The 16,846-nt window shown below is 32.4% G+C and carries 14 protein-coding genes; 8 read left to right on the top strand and 6 right to left on the bottom strand.

Features of this window, described 5'->3' with window-relative positions; translation table 11 throughout:
• Positions 1 to 88 precede the first annotated feature (88 nt).
• Positions 89 to 1,401, top strand: a protein-coding gene (locus tag K337_RS19595) for an IS3 family transposase (protein WP_425414008.1) whose coding sequence is annotated in 2 segments (ribosomal slippage) — positions 89 to 479 and positions 479 to 1,401 — 1,314 coding nt in all. Because the reading frame shifts where the segments join, the coding sequence is not laid out codon by codon here.
• 73 nt (positions 1,402 to 1,474) lie between these two features.
• Here K337_RS19595 and murI read toward each other — a convergent pair.
• On the bottom strand, positions 1,475 to 2,266 hold the full coding sequence (gene murI, locus K337_RS0109865) for a glutamate racemase (protein WP_028856465.1): 792 nt from the start codon (positions 2,264 to 2,266) through the stop codon (positions 1,475 to 1,477).
• A gap of 217 nt (positions 2,267 to 2,483) precedes the next feature.
• Between murI and lysA the strand changes: the two genes are divergently transcribed.
• Complete coding sequence (gene lysA / locus K337_RS0109860; RefSeq protein WP_037029320.1) at positions 2,484 to 3,770, top strand: diaminopimelate decarboxylase; 1,287 nt, start codon at positions 2,484 to 2,486, stop codon at positions 3,768 to 3,770.
• A 39-nt stretch (positions 3,771 to 3,809) separates the two neighbouring features.
• On the opposite strand, the gene K337_RS0109855 is transcribed toward lysA, so the two are convergent.
• Genes K337_RS0109855 through K337_RS0109845 form a run of 3 tightly spaced genes read right to left on the bottom strand, consistent with a single transcriptional unit; the run spans position 3,810 to position 8,079 of the window.
• Entirely contained in the window at positions 3,810 to 5,333 is a 1,524-nt protein-coding gene (locus K337_RS0109855; RefSeq protein WP_028856463.1) for a DHA2 family efflux MFS transporter permease subunit, read from the bottom strand.
• 17 nt (positions 5,334 to 5,350) lie between these two features.
• Entirely contained in the window at positions 5,351 to 6,523 is a 1,173-nt protein-coding gene (locus tag K337_RS0109850; RefSeq protein WP_028856462.1) for an HlyD family secretion protein, read from the bottom strand.
• Positions 6,524 to 6,555: 32 nt separating this feature from the next.
• Positions 6,556 to 8,079, bottom strand: coding sequence for a TolC family protein (locus K337_RS0109845; RefSeq protein WP_028856461.1), 1,524 nt, complete (start codon positions 8,077 to 8,079; stop codon positions 6,556 to 6,558).
• Positions 8,080 to 8,337: 258 nt separating this feature from the next.
• Here K337_RS0109845 and K337_RS19590 point away from each other — a divergent pair.
• Positions 8,338 to 9,650, top strand: a protein-coding gene (locus tag K337_RS19590; RefSeq protein WP_425414008.1) for an IS3 family transposase whose coding sequence is annotated in 2 segments (ribosomal slippage) — positions 8,338 to 8,728 and positions 8,728 to 9,650 — 1,314 coding nt in all. Because the reading frame shifts where the segments join, the coding sequence is not laid out codon by codon here.
• A gap of 85 nt (positions 9,651 to 9,735) precedes the next feature.
• Here K337_RS19590 and K337_RS19210 read toward each other — a convergent pair.
• Entirely contained in the window at positions 9,736 to 10,578 is an 843-nt protein-coding gene (locus K337_RS19210) for a helix-turn-helix transcriptional regulator (protein ID WP_028856460.1), read from the bottom strand.
• Between the two features lie 19 nt (positions 10,579 to 10,597).
• The gene (locus tag K337_RS0109825) at positions 10,598 to 11,449 is read right to left on the bottom strand and encodes a MurR/RpiR family transcriptional regulator (protein ID WP_028856459.1); all 852 of its coding nucleotides are present in this window, start codon (positions 11,447 to 11,449) and stop codon (positions 10,598 to 10,600) included.
• 208 nt (positions 11,450 to 11,657) lie between these two features.
• Between K337_RS0109825 and K337_RS0109820 the strand changes: the two genes are divergently transcribed.
• From K337_RS0109820 to K337_RS0109795, 5 genes are all read left to right on the top strand, one after another.
• Positions 11,658 to 12,224 (top strand): undecaprenyl-diphosphatase, encoded by a 567-nt coding sequence (locus K337_RS0109820; protein ID WP_051251704.1) that lies wholly within the window; start codon positions 11,658 to 11,660, stop codon positions 12,222 to 12,224.
• A 50-nt stretch (positions 12,225 to 12,274) separates the two neighbouring features.
• Complete coding sequence (locus tag K337_RS19585) at positions 12,275 to 13,522, top strand: thymidine kinase (RefSeq protein ID WP_084140850.1); 1,248 nt, start codon at positions 12,275 to 12,277, stop codon at positions 13,520 to 13,522.
• The gene (locus K337_RS0109810; RefSeq protein WP_028856457.1) at positions 13,512 to 14,366 is read left to right on the top strand and encodes a tRNA pseudouridine synthase A; all 855 of its coding nucleotides are present in this window, start codon (positions 13,512 to 13,514) and stop codon (positions 14,364 to 14,366) included. Before K337_RS19585 ends, K337_RS0109810 begins: the two co-directional genes overlap by 11 nt.
• 17 nt (positions 14,367 to 14,383) lie before the next feature.
• Positions 14,384 to 14,803, top strand: a complete 420-nt coding sequence (locus tag K337_RS0109805; RefSeq protein ID WP_037029319.1) for an HD domain-containing protein — start codon at positions 14,384 to 14,386, stop codon at positions 14,801 to 14,803.
• A gap of 119 nt (positions 14,804 to 14,922) precedes the next feature.
• Complete coding sequence (locus K337_RS0109795; protein ID WP_037029317.1) at positions 14,923 to 16,698, top strand: TIGR03960 family B12-binding radical SAM protein; 1,776 nt, start codon at positions 14,923 to 14,925, stop codon at positions 16,696 to 16,698.
• Positions 16,699 to 16,846: the final 148 nt, after the last annotated feature.

Below are 16,846 nucleotides of genomic sequence, written 5' to 3'. Positions count from 1 at the left end.
ACCATGAAACTGGACACTTGAAAAAGAGTGTTAGTTTCATGGTTTTTTTGATACAATTTTTTAATAAGAGTTTAAAGGGGTGAATTAAATGTCTAAAAAAATATTTTCAGATATAGAAGTTACTAAATTATCTAAAAATAAAAATATTTCTAAAGTTTCAAATAAAGCTATTACATATACTTTTGAATTTAAAAAGAAATTTATTGAGGAATATAAAATGGGAAAGCCTCCGCGTATAATTTTTGAGGAAGCTGGCTTTGATGTGGATATTTTAGGTATGAAAAGAGTTGAAACTTCCTCTAAACGTTGGAGGAGAGCTTTTAAAGATAATGGTGAACTGGGTTTAATGGATTCCAGGAAAACATCTTCTGGAAGACCTCTGAAAAGAGAGTTAACAGATTTAGAAAAAATTAAACGTTTAGAAGCACAGATTGAATATTTAAAAATAGAGAATGAATTTTTAAAAAAGTTAGACGAGATCGAAAGGGGGGATGCTTAAATAAAACTGAGATTTTTGAAGCTATTAAATTAATAGTTAAAAGATATAAGTTGAAATCAAAAATTAAATTTCTATGTTTTCAAGCGGGGGTTTCCAGGTCTGGTTTTTACAACTATATTAATTCAGAAAAAAATAGAAATAATAAAGAAGCTAAAGATTTAAACTCCAAAAGATTAATTCTAAAAGCTTTTAATAGAAGAGGTTTTAAGAAGGGCGCCCGAAGTATCAGGATGATTTTAGAGAATGAATTTGATACTATTTTTAATTTGAAAAAAATAAGAAGAATTATGAAAAAATACGAAATAATATGTCCTCACAGAAAACCGAACCCCTATAAAAACATAGCTAAAGCAACTAAGGAACATTCGACTGTCCCTAATATATTGAAAAGAGAATTTAAACAAGAAGTTCCTAAAAAAGTTCTCCTAACTGATATCAGCTATCTAACTTATGGAATTGGAAAAAGAGCTTATCTTTCAACAATAAAAGATGGTAGTACTAATGAAGTATTAGCTCATGAGGTGTCTCATAGTCTTAGTATTGATATTGCTTTAAACACGGTTAAGCGCTTAGTTAAAAGAAAGTTTAAACTCCATCCAGAGTGCATTATTCATTCGGATCAAGGCTTTCACTATACTAATCCTAAGTTTCAAAGATTAGTGAAATCAAAGAAAATTATCCAATCAATGTCGCGAAAAGGTAACTGTTGGGATAATGCTCCTATGGAGTCATTCTTTGGACATATGAAAGATGAAATAAATTTAAAGCCCTTAAAAACATTAGATGATGTAAAGAAAGAAGTATCTAAATATATGAATTATTACAATAACCATAGGTATCAATGGAACTTAAAAAAGATGACTCCTGTGCAATACAGAAATCATCTTTTAACAGTATCTTAACCATACCTTTTTTTAAAGTGTCCTTGACAAAGGGTACAGTTTAAAGGGTTAAGTCTCTTTTTGTTTATAAAATTTAATAATCTACAGAAAAAATATTTTTAAACTCCTCCATAAATATTTCCGGGAGTCTGTTTAAAAGAAGAGATGTGTCTCCATTGATGCAAAAATCTACATTTCCCTTCTTATTTTCTTTGTTGAAAAGATCCATGGAAATGAGTAAATTTAATAGCTCAAACACAGATTCTCTGGAAGAATCTACAATTTTTTCAGGAAAGAATTTCCTGATATCCTCCTTTATAAGGGGGTAATGTGTCCCGCCGAGGATAAGGGTATCGGTATCCTTTGGGATTTTATCCAGATATTCTTTTAGAATTTCCAGACGATGGGGGTGAGTTTCCCAGCCAGATTCAATCAGGGCACATAGTTTTTTACAGGGGATACCATGGAGGGATCCATCCTTTGAGTATTTTTTGTAAGTTTCTTCATAAATTTTAGTTTTTACAGTAAAAGGGTTTGCAATATAGGCAATCTTTTTTTTCTTACTTTCCAAAAGAGCGGCTTTTACTCCTCCTTCTACAACTCCTATGATGGGAATAGGATATTTGTTTTTTAGATATTCCAAGGAAGCTGCTGTCATAAGGCTGCAGGCTATTATGATTACCTTGCAATGGTTTTGAATCATGAACTTCACTATATCTTCACTTAGTTTTTGTATTTCTGAGGTGGTTTTAGTACCATAGGGAGTATTTTTAAAGTCTCCGTAGTAGATGATATTTTCCCTGGGTAAAATTTTTCTGATCTCTTTCAGGATGGTAAGGCCTCCAATCCCTGAATCGAATATTCCAATAGGCATTTTACTTTTCATAATTTACTCCTTAGTATCAAGATACTATTAAGTATAACTCCATATTTGAAATACTTCAAATTAATATATTTTTAATATATGTAAAAGATGCATTTAATATATGGAGTGACATTGGAATTAATGATGGTCATTTATATAATATAATATCTATATTTTACAGAATGGGGCAGAAAAGATAAGATATCTATATAAAAAATTAAAGAAAGGTGGGGATATTATGTTTGGAACTCAAGAGATTAATGGCAACGGAATTTTGGAAATCGGAGGAGTATCGGTAAAGAAATTAAAGGAAGAGTATGGAACTCCCCTCTATGTTATGGATAAAAATTATATAGTAGAAAAGGCAGAATTAATAAAGGAAAGTTTTCAATCCAGAGTTTTTAAGACTGAGGTAGCTTACGCTTCCAAGGCATTTTTAACTGTTGGGATGTGCAAGATAGTAGAGGAATTGGATCTTTGTTTAGATGTTGTTTCTGGAGGGGAGATATATACAGCTTTAAAGGCAGGCTTTCCAATGGAAAGAGCTCATTTTCATGGAAACAGCAAATCTATAGAAGAACTTGAGATGGCGGTAGAATATGGGGTAGGGACTATAATAGTAGACAATCATTTAGAATTTGAACTATTAGAGGATATATGTGAAAAAAATAAGAAAAAGATAAATGCAATTTTACGTGTGAATCCAGGGATAGATGCACATACCCATGAGTATATTCAGACCTCTAAGTTTGATTCTAAATTTGGAGAATCAATCTTTATGGAGGAGACAAAGGAGCTTATAAGAGCAATTCATAGAAGTGAATGGGTAAAATTTGAAGGACTCCATGCTCACATAGGTTCCCAAATATTTGATATCAATTCTTTTTTGAAGGAAGCCGAAGTTATGACTGAGTATATAAGGGGATTGGTTGAAGAAGGTATAGGAGTAGAAACACTTAATTTAGGTGGCGGATATGGTATCTATTATTCAGAGGGAGATGAGCCTATCGATATAGAGACTTGCCTAAAAGAACAGGTAAAGATTATAGAGAATATAAATGAAGAATATAGTTTAGGGATCAAAAAACTTCAGATTGAACCTGGGAGATCGCTGATAGCTAATGCTGGGACTACCCTTTATACGGTGCAGGGGTTAAAAACTACCTATTCAGGAAAAAATTATTATTTTATCGATGGGGGGATGACTGACAATATAAGACCGGCTCTGTATCAGGCAGTTTATAGCGGGACTATTGGAAACAGGTGTTTAGAGGAAAAAGAAAACTTGGTAACTGTAGCAGGTAAATGCTGTGAATCGGGAGATCTGATCCTAAAGGATACAAAATTACAGAGGGCAGAGTTAGGAGATATCTTATGTGTATTTGGTACAGGAGCATATAACTATTCCATGGCAAGCAACTACAATAAAATTCCCAGACCTGCTGTGGTTATGGTAGAAAACGGGGAGTCAGCCCTCATGGTTAAGAGGGAATCATATGAAGATTTAATAAGAAATGACCTGTAGAGTATTAAATAAAAAAAGTCGTGAATTTCACGACTTTTTTTAATGTCCACCTTGGGTAGAGCCTGTTGTTCTATTTGCTAAGAGTACAAATGGAACCAGAGCTAAGGTGATAAATCCGGCAATCAAGAGTACATCATTTACTCCCATTGTAGCGGATTCCTTAGTGATCAAACCATTAATGACAACTAACTTAGCCTGGATAGAACCAGGGATAGAGTTAATCAGGGGTAAAAAGTTTGGATTACCAGTATGGATATGACTAGCCAATACCTCGTGGTGATAAGCCTGAGAATGGTTCCATAAAGGAATAAATAGGCTGCTGCCAATACTATTTCCTAAATTTCTCATAAAGTTAAAAATCCCAGCGGCAGCTACAATCTCTGTAGGTTTTATACTCCCCAGGGAAACATTATTAAGGGCCACAAAGAAAAATGCAAGTCCTATACCGCTTAGAGCTCTGGTATATGAAACATAGCTGGAAGTAACATCTAAACTGTAATTAGCAGTAAAAACTGTAACGATAGTAAAAATAATAAATCCTGTAATGGTAATATATCTATTGTCTATCCTGTCTGTGTATTTACCTATGATAGGTGATAAAAGTAATATAGGTAAACCCAAGGTAGCTGTGGTTTTACCACTTATAAATGAGGTATAACCCATAACGTTTTGCAGCCAAAAAGGTAAAATAACGGCAGTCATATAAAATGCAGCAGATACAATTAGGAGGGAAAATACTCCTATGGTAAAGTTTTTATTTAGAAATAACCGGACATTTATAACTGGATTTTCATGATACCATTCCCAAATCCCCAATATAACTAGGGACATAAATGAAATAACAGCTAGTACAACGATAGATGGACTGGCAAACCAGTCTAAATCCGTACCTTGTTCTAAAAAAACTTGGAGGGAACCGATACCGCTTATGAGTAAGAAGATACCTACAACATCTGTTTTTACCCTTATAAATTTTTCACTGGCATAGTCCTTCTTAAACATATAGTAGATTACACCACTAGATAAAAAACAGAGGGGGATGCTGAAGTAAAAACACCATCTCCAAGATGCTACATCGGTAATGGCTCCTCCAATAACCGGGCCTAAGATAGGGCCTAGTATAAGGGTCATTGTCCAAATAGCTATTCCTATTCCCTGCTTTTTCTTGGGAAAAATTTTCATGATCAGGGTCTGAGAAAGGGGGATCATACTGGCTCCTACAACTCCCTGCAATAATCTGGCAGCAACCATTGAGGAGAGAGAAAAACTCAGCCCGCAGAGTAAACTGGCAATGGCAAATAATATTGTAGACCAGATATATTGTTTTACAGTTCCAAACTGTAGTGTCAGCCACCCGATAAGGGGTAAAACTATGGCTTCAGCAACGGAATAAGAGGTGATGATCCATGTACTTTTACTGGTAGCCATCCCAAAATCTCCTGCGATATGTGTCAGGGATACATTGACTATACTGGCGTTTAACATATTTAAAAATGAACCCATAGCAAGGGCTATAGTTATAAAAATTATTTTTCCTGTGATCTTATCATTTGTTTCTGGCATACAACCCTCCTATTCACTTAATATAAATTTGCCTTAACTATACGATCTATTGTTTTTTGAATTTTTTGTATATTCAGAGTATATGGATTAGAAGATTTAACCTCGATATTGGAAATTTCCTCCTCTACTGAGCTGGTGTTTATTTCAGCATCCATAGTAGTTCCCAGGGGAAGCACTCCATTTTCTTCTAAACTTTTTTTATCAAAGGCCACTCTAACAGGAAGTCTTTGAGTAATCTTAATCCAGTTACCACTTGCATTTTGAGGCGGTAGAAGGGAAAATGCGTTACCAGTACCAGCAGAGATACCTACAATATAACCCTCATATACTTTTTCATTCAGGCTGCTTGTCAATTCCACGATATTTCCAATTTTTATATTTTTCATTTGATTTTCTTTTAAATTTACCTCTACCCATTCATTGTTTAGATCTACTACAGAAAATAACGGGTGTCCGATTCCGATTTTTTGTCCCAAAGAGACAGACTTTTTAGCAATAACTCCATCTACAGGAGCATAAACTTTTGTTCTAGATAGATTAAGGTATGCCTGTTTATATTTTAAAATTGCACTTTGAATAGCAGGGTGACTGTAAGCATCTTTTGAACTAGCCTGTAATTTTGCATTAGAAAGAGCATCATTTTTTTGAGAAACAGCTAATTTTGCATTTTTTAGCTGAGTAGTGGTCGCATCCATCTGTTGACGACTGATGATACCAGCATTAAATAGCTTAAAGTTTCTATCATAATTTTTTTTCACGTTAGTTAGATTATTTATACTCTCTCCCAGGGCATATTGATACTGGGAAACATTAGTTTCAAGGGCTGAATAATTCCTAACTGCTTGAGCCAGAGCAATCTCTGCTCCTTCTAGGGCCAGCTGGTAGTCTGTATTTTCAAATTCTATCAATAGGTCACCTTTTTTTACTTTTGCAGTATCTACAAAATTGATCTGAGTTACTCTTCCTGCTATCTGGGCAGTTACAGCAGTTTGATTCCCTGTAACATAGGCATTTTCAGTAGATTCATAGCCATTGCTGTAAAGGAAAAAATAGAGAGCATAAAGAACTCCGAGAACTGCCATTCCACCAATAAAGGTTCTAATTTTTTTTTTGGCTTTTTTTCTATTTTCTTCTATTTTTATATCTTTTTTATCTTCTAAACTTTCATTTGTTTTTATAACTTCTGACATATATATAACTCCTTTTTTTTAGATTACAAAACCTAGATTTTTTCTTTTATTACCTGTTCCTTATTCTTATATACTCCTCCTAAACTATTGATCAAATCGATTTGATCTGAGTAAAGTTTGTAAGCCTGCTGGGTTTTATGAAGAGAAGAGCCCAAATAAATATAGTGATCTTTTAAATTTTGATATTCAGAAATAGAACCATTTTCTAATTTTAAATTTGAATTTTTATAGATCTTTTCTTCGTTTTTTTCAATGGTATCGAGATTCATATAGTTGATCTTTGATACTTTGGCACTGCTTAACTTACTGTTTATATCTTGGATGGAATTGTTGATAGTTTTATTGTAATTTGCAATAAATGTATTTACCTGAATATCAGCAATCTTATAATTAGCTTTAATACCAGAGAGATTAAAGATTGGAAGATAAACCTTTGGTCCAAATGACCACATTAAAGATGAAAAATCTTGAAAACTGTTATCTATTCCCAGTCCTCTATATCCTATGTCTCCTCCGATTGAAACCTGTGGATAGAAATCTGATTTTAATGATTTTAACTTGGCTTTTTGAGAATTAATCATCATCAGATAATATTGTACATCAGGACGATGGATAATAACATCGGAAGAGATCTTGTCAGGGATTAGAAATTCTTGATCCATAAGATGGGAGTAAACAGCATCTTTTAATATCTTTTTTACCTGAATCTTGTTTTTATAAGACGACAATGAATATATAGTCTCTGCAGTAGATTCTTTTTTAAATCTATTTATGTTTATATATCTGTTTAAATTAAGGATCTTGTTTTGAATGATCAGAAGATCATCTTCTGATCCTCCACCAAATTCGATGGTTGATCTGACCTTATCTTCGATAGATACCAATACAGATAGCTTTTTATCGAGGTTTATTTTTTCCTCCTGAAGATAAATATAATACCCGTAAAGTTTAGCAATATTTGTAGTAATATTCAGTTCAATCAGTTTTGAATGAAATTTAGTACTTTCAGCCAAATATGTTTTTTGTTTAGTTAAGTTTTCGTATTTATTATAGAAATCAAAGTTATAGTTGGCTCTGAGTCCTGTACCAGCGGTATAAGCAGTTTCTCCTGCAAGTGCATCTTCAGGGATAAGGGGTACTTCTCCCAATCCAGGAATAGTTTTTGAAACAGCTTTTGATTTTGTATATGGTTTACTGGTACCTACTACATTTGCTCCTGCATAGAGTCCCATTTGAAAAGCACTGTGGTCAGCTGCATCAATAACCGCACTGGCAGCACGAATATTTAATTTAGCTACTTTCAGATCTGTATTTGAATTTAACACGATTTCCATAAGTTTGTTAAGATCTGGATCATTGTAGTTTAACCACCATTTTTCATGAATGAAAACCAAGTTTTGATCTTTGGAAACATCTGTTTCCTCTAAGGTAAAATTATCCTGTAGCTGGATCTCATTTTTTGTCTGCATGAGGTCTTCGTGGGTCTCTGGAACATAGCTGGAGCATCCTATTATTAGGAGCAGCCATGAAATTAATATTATTTTTTTTGCCTTCATCTATATCCTCCTATTTACTAAATGTGTATCCTATATACACGAAAGTTTTGAAAATTAAGTTAACCTAAAGGTTGAAGTAATTCGTTAATTAAATTTTAGCATTTTTTTTATGAGAGAGTTAAACCATTCTTGCTACATTAAAAAAAGACGATATGAATAGGTAAACTGTAACCATGAAACTGGACACTTGAAAAAGAGTGTTAGTTTCATGGTTTTTTTGATACAATTTTTTAATAAGAGTTTAAAGGGGTGAATTAAATGTCTAAAAAAATATTTTCAGATATAGAAGTTACTAAATTATCTAAAAATAAAAATATTTCTAAAGTTTCAAATAAAGCTATTACATATACTTTTGAATTTAAAAAGAAATTTATTGAGGAATATAAAATGGGAAAGCCTCCGCGTATAATTTTTGAGGAAGCTGGCTTTGATGTGGATATTTTAGGTATGAAAAGAGTTGAAACTTCCTCTAAACGTTGGAGGAGAGCTTTTAAAGATAATGGTGAACTGGGTTTAATGGATTCCAGGAAAACATCTTCTGGAAGACCTCTGAAAAGAGAGTTAACAGATTTAGAAAAAATTAAACGTTTAGAAGCACAGATTGAATATTTAAAAATAGAGAATGAATTTTTAAAAAAGTTAGACGAGATCGAAAGGGGGGATGCTTAAATAAAACTGAGATTTTTGAAGCTATTAAATTAATAGTTAAAAGATATAAGTTGAAATCAAAAATTAAATTTCTATGTTTTCAAGCGGGGGTTTCCAGGTCTGGTTTTTACAACTATATTAATTCAGAAAAAAATAGAAATAATAAAGAAGCTAAAGATTTAAACTCCAAAAGATTAATTCTAAAAGCTTTTAATAGAAGAGGTTTTAAGAAGGGCGCCCGAAGTATCAGGATGATTTTAGAGAATGAATTTGATACTATTTTTAATTTGAAAAAAATAAGAAGAATTATGAAAAAATACGAAATAATATGTCCTCACAGAAAACCGAACCCCTATAAAAACATAGCTAAAGCAACTAAGGAACATTCGACTGTCCCTAATATATTGAAAAGAGAATTTAAACAAGAAGTTCCTAAAAAAGTTCTCCTAACTGATATCAGCTATCTAACTTATGGAATTGGAAAAAGAGCTTATCTTTCAACAATAAAAGATGGTAGTACTAATGAAGTATTAGCTCATGAGGTGTCTCATAGTCTTAGTATTGATATTGCTTTAAACACGGTTAAGCGCTTAGTTAAAAGAAAGTTTAAACTCCATCCAGAGTGCATTATTCATTCGGATCAAGGCTTTCACTATACTAATCCTAAGTTTCAAAGATTAGTGAAATCAAAGAAAATTATCCAATCAATGTCGCGAAAAGGTAACTGTTGGGATAATGCTCCTATGGAGTCATTCTTTGGACATATGAAAGATGAAATAAATTTAAAGCCCTTAAAAACATTAGATGATGTAAAGAAAGAAGTATCTAAATATATGAATTATTACAATAACCATAGGTATCAATGGAACTTAAAAAAGATGACTCCTGTGCAATACAGAAATCATCTTTTAACAGTATCTTAACCATACCTTTTTTTAAAGTGTCCTTGACAAAGGGTACAGTTTATAGGATATATCGTCTTTCTTTAATATTTATTGTTTATAGCTTTTATTTACTGACCTCTACAGGGATCATGATGGAATAATGAGATGGATTATCAATGAAAAACTGTTGAACAACCTCAAGGGTATTCTTATTAGGTGTGAGGTGTTCCTTATCAAAGATACTCTGTATATCATTCATTACTACATCTAAGGAGTTATACAATCGATCACCGGAATAGTGCAGAAGAGCATATAGTCCTGAAGGGATAGTAAAATGCTCTTTGAAATCAAGTTTTTTGTCGGTGAAAAAGCCAAAATTATAGATATCTTTAGTTCTTTTGATAGAAACATAGTAGAATTTTTTTAGCTGGGGTGTAGCAATAAAGTTCTGTGAATTTATCTTGGTAAATGTCACAAGATCCTCTTCACTAAGGGGTGTTTTAGTCAGGTCTATAGAATAGGTGATTCCATAGACCTTTGTTTTCTTGAAATACTCTAGGGAAAGATCAATTCTAATCTTTCCATTTAGGGAAATAGTTTCCTTTTCTAAAATGATCAGCCTGTCCTGGATGACCTTTCGGAGGTTGATCTCCCTATACTGTGTAGGAGTAATACTGTAATATTTTTTAAAGGTTCTGTTCAAAATTTGTGGATGGGTATAGGAATATTTAAGAGCGATTTTCCAGATTTCCTCAGTTCTTTTGTTTAATATATCATCGCCAATATATTGGAGTCTTCGTTTACTTATATACTGCCCAAATGAGATACCGGTATAAACTTTAAATATTCTATGGAAATGAAATTTTGAGATGAAAAAATTAGCTGAAATTTCATCTAAAGTGATAGGCCTATAGATATTATTTTCAACATAGTTGATTATCTCCTTTAATATAGGTGTATAATTCATAAAATTGACTCCCTTATATTTATACTTTTTTTAATTTGCTTATAAGATCCCTGCTTTCCTTTATAGATGCTGTTGAGTTTTGATATTCTTTTTGAACGATACCGATAAAGAGTATATCTATAAGGGATAATTGTGCCATTCGGGATGAGATAGCCGAAGATCTGAAAAGATCTTCATAGGCAATAGAATAAAGATTTATATCACTATTATCGCTTACAGGATTGTTTCCGATATTTGTAATAGAAATAGTAGTAGCGCCATGTTCCTTTGCTTTTTCTACCCCTAATATAACCTCCTTACTTTCTCCTCCATGGGAGATTGCTACCACTAAATCATCTTTATTTAAAGTAGTGGTGTGAGTCAACTGTACATGGGGATCAAAATCATGAAATGCCATCTTTCCGATCTTACTTAATTTGTAGAAAAAATCTTTTGCAACTAGGGAAGATGCTCCTACACCTAATATCACTATCTTTCTTGCCTTATGTAGATAGTCAATAGCTATATCTAACTGGTGAAAATTCAGATTATCCAAAGTTTCACTGATAGCATTTATGCTGTTATAGGAAAGTTTTTTTGCTATATCTTCCATGGAGTCGTTTAAGGTGATATCTCCATACAAGTATGACGGTGTAGATGAGGCTTTCGCTAGTTCCTCACCAAGACTTATTTTGAATTCTGTAAATCCTTTGATATCTATTTTTTTTATAAATTTTATGATAGTGGATTGACCTACGCCTATTTTTTTAGCCAGATCAGAGGATGTTATAGTTTTAACTTCTTCTAAATTATCCAATATATAGTTAGCTACTTTTATCTCAGTTTTAGATAAATTTTTTATTTCGTTTTTTATTCGTAGTGTTATAGACACGATTCCCCCCTTAATCTACCGTATTTTTACTTTCATTATAACCTTATTTAAAACTAAGGTGAAGTAAAATTTAAAAAAGGTAAAAAATTAAGAAATTTAAACTTCTCGAGGAAATGGTAAATTGTAATAAGGTAGAAAATATGTTACAATTTAGTCTGAATTTAAGGCGAATAGATTGAAAAAATCAAGTAAGAGGGAGTAAAAAAATATGGTGAAAAATTTAAATCAATGGTTATTTTTATCGATCAACAATTTGGCCGGTAAAAGTGATGTTTTAGACCGATTAGGTGTCTTCTTAGGAGAGAAAGGACCTTATATATTTATTGCATTGATAGTTTATATCTATTTTAAAAAGCAGAATAAAAAAGAAGCTATCTATGCTACGATTACTGTTATCTTAGCTATATTGCTCAATCATTTTGTAGAGTTGTTTTATTATCATCCCAGACCATTTGCCGATGGATTAGGATTAGTTCTGAAAGAACATATAGCAGACAGTTCTTTCCCTTCAGATCATACGACTTTTATGCTGGCTTTATCTTGGTCACTAATTATGTTTAAAAAGACTAAAAAAATGGGGAAAAATATGCTGGTATTGGGGATTTTATTGGGGCTTTGTAGAGTTTTTGAAGGGGTCCATTATCCATTTGATATATTAGGAGCTACAGTTATGGGGTATTTCAGTGCCGTTATAATTTATAGATTAAAGGGAGCGTTTGAGCCTTTAATAAATTTAATTTTAAAAACAGATGATAAAATTTTTAGAAGAGCCTAACTAGTAATTATTAATTACTAGTTACTGATTATATAGATGGGGTGAGAGATTTGCAATTTATAGTAACAGAAGGAATGGGATGGTTAGAAGTTGTAACTGGAAGTATGTTTTCAGGTAAAAGTGAAGAATTGATAAAAAGGTTGAGAAGATCAAAGTATGCACGTCAAAAAGTAGTAGCTTTTAAACATGCAAGTGATGTGAGATATGATGATGAAAAATTAGCATCACATAGTCAGTCTTTTATAGAGGGAGTACCAGTTGCTAGTGTTGAAGAGATGAAGAAAATATTCTTTGAAAAATATAGTGATGCCCAGGTAATTGGAATAGATGAAGTGCAGTTTTTTGGCAGTTCAGTTGTTAAATTTTGTGAGGATTTGGCTGACATGGGAAAGAGAGTTATTGTAGCCGGTTTAGATAAAGATTTTAAAGGTGAACCTTTTAAACCTATGGATGAGCTTTTAGCTAGAGCTGAATATGTAGATAAATTTCAGGCTATTTGTGCTGTATGTGGGAATCCTGCCACAGTATCTCAAAGGTTGATAGACGGGGAACCTGCTTATTACGATGATCCCATTGTATTGGTTGGGGCTACAGAATCATATGAGCCTAGATGTAGAAAGTGTCATAGAATAAAATATAAAAATGAGAATATAGGAAATATTTATTTCATAGTTGGAACTGGAACTGAGATAGGGAAAACTCACGTTACTCTAAAATTGATAGAGGAAGATCTTAAAAATAAAAAAAATGTTATGGCATTGAAACCTATAGAGACAGGGTCGGAAATTTTTGGTGAAAATTTGGAAGGGTCAGATACCAAAAAATATGCAGATCTTTTGGGTAAAGGTATAGAAGAGATAAATACATATTTCTTTAAAAAACCTATGTCTCCTCATATTGCAGCAAACCTGGATGGAAAGCAAATATTTATCGATAAGTTAAAGAAAAGGATAGATGAAGAAATTCAAACCAGTGAAATTTTGTATGTTGAGGGTGCAGGAGGTTTGTTAGTTCCTTATAAAGACAGATATACATATTTAGACCTTTTGGTGGATTACAGAAAAAAATCAGAGGTTATAGTAGTAGCAGCTAATTCTTTGGGGACAATCAACCATACTTTATTAACTATAGAAACATTGAAAAGAAATGATATTATGATAAAGGGGATTATCTTTAATAATAAAGATAATGATACCGATGAAATTTTATTGAAGGATAATGTAGAAACGATAGAAAAGTTAAGCGGAATAAAGGTTTTAAAAAACATGGGATATGACGGAGGCACAGGTGAATTTTAGGAGTTTAGAAAAAACAACAAAATTTGGATATTTATTTTATATCTCATACAGGGGAACAAAATTTCATTCTTTTGATGAAAATAAAGATGAAAATTCTACGAAGAAAACTGTAAAAGGTGAATTTATAAAGATATTAGGAGAACTTGGAATTACATGGGCTAAGGGAGTTCAGCAAGGTGGAAGAACTGATGGTCAGGTAAGTGCTAAGGAAAATATATTGTATATAAATTCAAACAATAAGATAGATAAGACCTTATTAAAGGATAAATTCAATAAAAAAATAAACGAGATGAAGATCGTAAAGATAGAAAAAACACTGCCTAACTTGGCTCTACCAGAGATGATAAAGGGAAGGGTTTACAGGTATAACTACCCGACAAATAAGATAAGCTCTACTAAAGAAGAGATCTTAACAAGGTGTAATGAACTTACGGGAACCTATGATGTAAGCGCGTTTACCGATAGAAAGGGTCAGAAATTAAAGGGAAAAATAAGAAGTGTAGAGATATCATACGACAATGAAAGTTTGGTATTTTCAGGGAACTCATTTATGCCAAAACAGGTAAGGATCATGTCGGGGTATATATTAACCGGTGAGAAAAAAATTCTATCAGGAAAATATTTGACTTTGGAAAAGATGATTTTATCCAAGGAGTTAGAGGAGATAATAATAGAGGAAGTTCACGATATCTCTGAAGATAATATTTTAAAAATAGAAAAAATTAAAGATATCTATATTTTCTATGTGGCTAAAAACAAAAAAGGTGAAGTTATTGGGAAAAATGCCACTAATATCAAAAATTTAAGAAAAAAATATGGAAAGATAATAATAAAGACAATCTAAATTTCTGGAGAGGTATAATGGGTAGAATAAAACAAGGACTAAATTATTTGTTTGCAAAACCTAAGACTGAAAAGATAGAAGAAGTAAAATTATTCTTAACGAAGGAAGAATATAAGATTTTTATAGATATGGATAACTATGATAAAGTACATAGTATAGGTGTCTATGAGAAGGTGAAGAAAGACAATATACTGAATAGAGATGAAAAATATTTAAAATTAGCCCTTCTGCATGATTGCGGTAAGGAAAGAGTTTGCCTCTTGACTAGGGTAAAAAAAGTCTTAGTAGGAGATAAACAATTAGATATGCATCCTAAATCAGGATATAAAAAAATAAAAGAGATAGATTTGGAATTGGCTAATTTAATTTTAAATCACCATGGTCTAGATGGGGATAGGAAATTGAAGAGATTCCAGGAGATAGATGATGAAAGTTAACCCTCCTAGAGAGACTGCGATTATTAAAATTAAGTATAATCAAAACTTAATTTTAAATGCTAACTACTCAAAAGAGGAAACGAAGTTAGGGTAATTTATAAATAAAGGAGAAAAAAATTATGATTGATATAGAAAAATATCTACTCTCAGTAGAGAAACCAGTACAATATATGGGAAATGAGGTAAACAGTGTCCATAAGAAAGATTATAAAGCAAACATGTGTTTATTTTTTCCTGATATCTATGAAGTAGGGATGTCCAACTTAGGTATAAGAATATTATATGATATTTTAAATAAAGTTGATGGATTTTCATTGGAGAGAGGTTTTTCTCCTCAAGAGGATATGGAAGCTGTCATGAGAGAAAATAATATACCAATGTTTTCACTAGAGAGCAAGATTCCTTTAAAAGAATTTGATGTGGTAGGATTCTCACTTTCTTATGAAATGAGTTATACCAATGTATTGAATGCAATGGATTTAGCAGGAATTCCACTGAGAGCAGAAGATAGAACAGAAGAGGATCCACTTATTATGGCAGGGGGAACTTGTACAGTGAATCCCGCTCCTATGAGCAAATTTGTAGATTATTTTGTAATTGGCGATGGGGAAGATGTTATGCCGGAAATAGCTGAGATATTTGTGGCAAACAGTGACAAAACTAAGGCAGAAAAATTAGAATTGATAAAAGATATAGATGGAGTGTATATTCCAAAACTGCATAAGTGTAAAAAAATAAAAAAGGCTATAGTTCATGATTTAGATAATACAGAATTTTATACTGACCAAATAGTTCCTTTTGTTAAGATAGTTCATGACAGGGTATCTGTAGAGATTCAAAGAGGATGTACTAGAGGGTGCAGATTCTGTCAAGCTGGATACACATATAGACCTGTAAGGGAGAGAACTTTAGGGAAAAATATGGCCCTTATAGAAAAAACACTTAAGTCTACTGGATATAATGAAGTGTCATTATCTTCATTATCAAGTAGTGACTACAGTAAGATAAGTCCTTTACTATCAAACTTACAGAAGAAACATGGTGATAGTAACTTGAGTATAGGGCTTCCTTCTCTAAGGATGAATCCTTATTCTGTAGAGGTTGCAGAACAGATTCAGAGTGGTAAAAAAACTGGATTCACATTCGCACCAGAAGCAGGGACTCAAAGGATGAGAGACATTATTAATAAGGGTGTCACAGAAGAAGATATTTTAGAAACAGCAATTTCAGCTGTAAAAGCCGGATGGGGGACATTAAAGTTTTACTTTATGATAGGCCTGCCTTTTGAAACTGATGAAGATTTAAAAGGGATACATGAGTTAGTGATGAAGGTTGTAAGAGCGTGTAAACCATTTACAAAAAAATTAAATATAACAGTTAGTGTATCTAATTTTGTGCCGAAACCTCATACTCCATTCCAATGGGCTGAACAAATGAATATAGAGGAGATGGAGAGAAAGCATCAACTCCTAAAAGATATTTTTTATAGAGCAAGACACACGACTCTTAAGATGCATTTTAGAGAAAAATCATATTTAGAGGGATTCCTATCTCGTGGAGATGAAAAGATAAGTGATCTATTAGAGAATGTATGGAAAAAAGGTGCCAAATTGGAAGACCATGGTAGAAACTTTCAATTTTCTAGATGGAAGGAAGCTATAGAGGAATTGAACCTGGATGAGAAAGATTATCTAGGAGAAAAATCAACAGATGTAGAGCTGCCTTGGCATATGGTAGATATCGGTGTATCGGATAAATTTTATATAAGTGAATTAAATAAAGCCAAAGAGATAGCTCTTACTCCAGACTGCAGGGATAACTGTTTAGGTTGTGGAATGAAGGGAAGAGTTAAAGAATGTGGAGAGTTAATCTCTGACAATTTAAAGAAAAAATAATATAAAAACTTCTAAGTGAACCCAACTATTATAGTTAGGGTTTGCTTGGGAGTCTTTTTTTATTAAGAATAAAAAAAGGAAAAAAGTTTTTTTTGAATAAAAGGTTAATTAGAGTAGTTGAATTTATTTAACTGGTGAATAAAGGGAG

The sequence above is a fragment of the Psychrilyobacter atlanticus DSM 19335 genome (genome assembly GCF_000426625.1).
Lineage (GTDB): Bacteria > Fusobacteriota > Fusobacteriia > Fusobacteriales > Fusobacteriaceae > Psychrilyobacter > Psychrilyobacter atlanticus.
This window is presented reverse-complemented; position numbering and strand designations above follow the sequence as displayed.

Bases quoted from the DNA above. Each gene is read 5' to 3' on its own strand.
- murI (WP_028856465.1), bottom strand. From the start codon at position 2,266: ATGAAAAGTAAAATGCCTATTGGAATATTCGATTCAGGGATTGGAGGC.
- lysA (WP_037029320.1), top strand. From the start codon at position 2,484: ATGTTTGGAACTCAAGAGATTAATGGCAACGGAATTTTGGAAATCGGA.
- K337_RS0109855 (WP_028856463.1), bottom strand. From the start codon at position 5,333: ATGCCAGAAACAAATGATAAGATCACAGGAAAAATAATTTTTATAACT.
- K337_RS0109850 (WP_028856462.1), bottom strand. From the start codon at position 6,523: ATGTCAGAAGTTATAAAAACAAATGAAAGTTTAGAAGATAAAAAAGAT.
- K337_RS0109845 (WP_028856461.1), bottom strand. From the start codon at position 8,079: ATGAAGGCAAAAAAAATAATATTAATTTCATGGCTGCTCCTAATAATA.
- K337_RS19210 (WP_028856460.1), bottom strand. From the start codon at position 10,578: ATGAATTATACACCTATATTAAAGGAGATAATCAACTATGTTGAAAAT.
- K337_RS0109820 (WP_051251704.1), top strand. From the start codon at position 11,658: ATGGTGAAAAATTTAAATCAATGGTTATTTTTATCGATCAACAATTTG.
- K337_RS0109805 (WP_037029319.1), top strand. From the start codon at position 14,384: ATGGGTAGAATAAAACAAGGACTAAATTATTTGTTTGCAAAACCTAAG.
- K337_RS0109795 (WP_037029317.1), top strand. From the start codon at position 14,923: ATGATTGATATAGAAAAATATCTACTCTCAGTAGAGAAACCAGTACAA.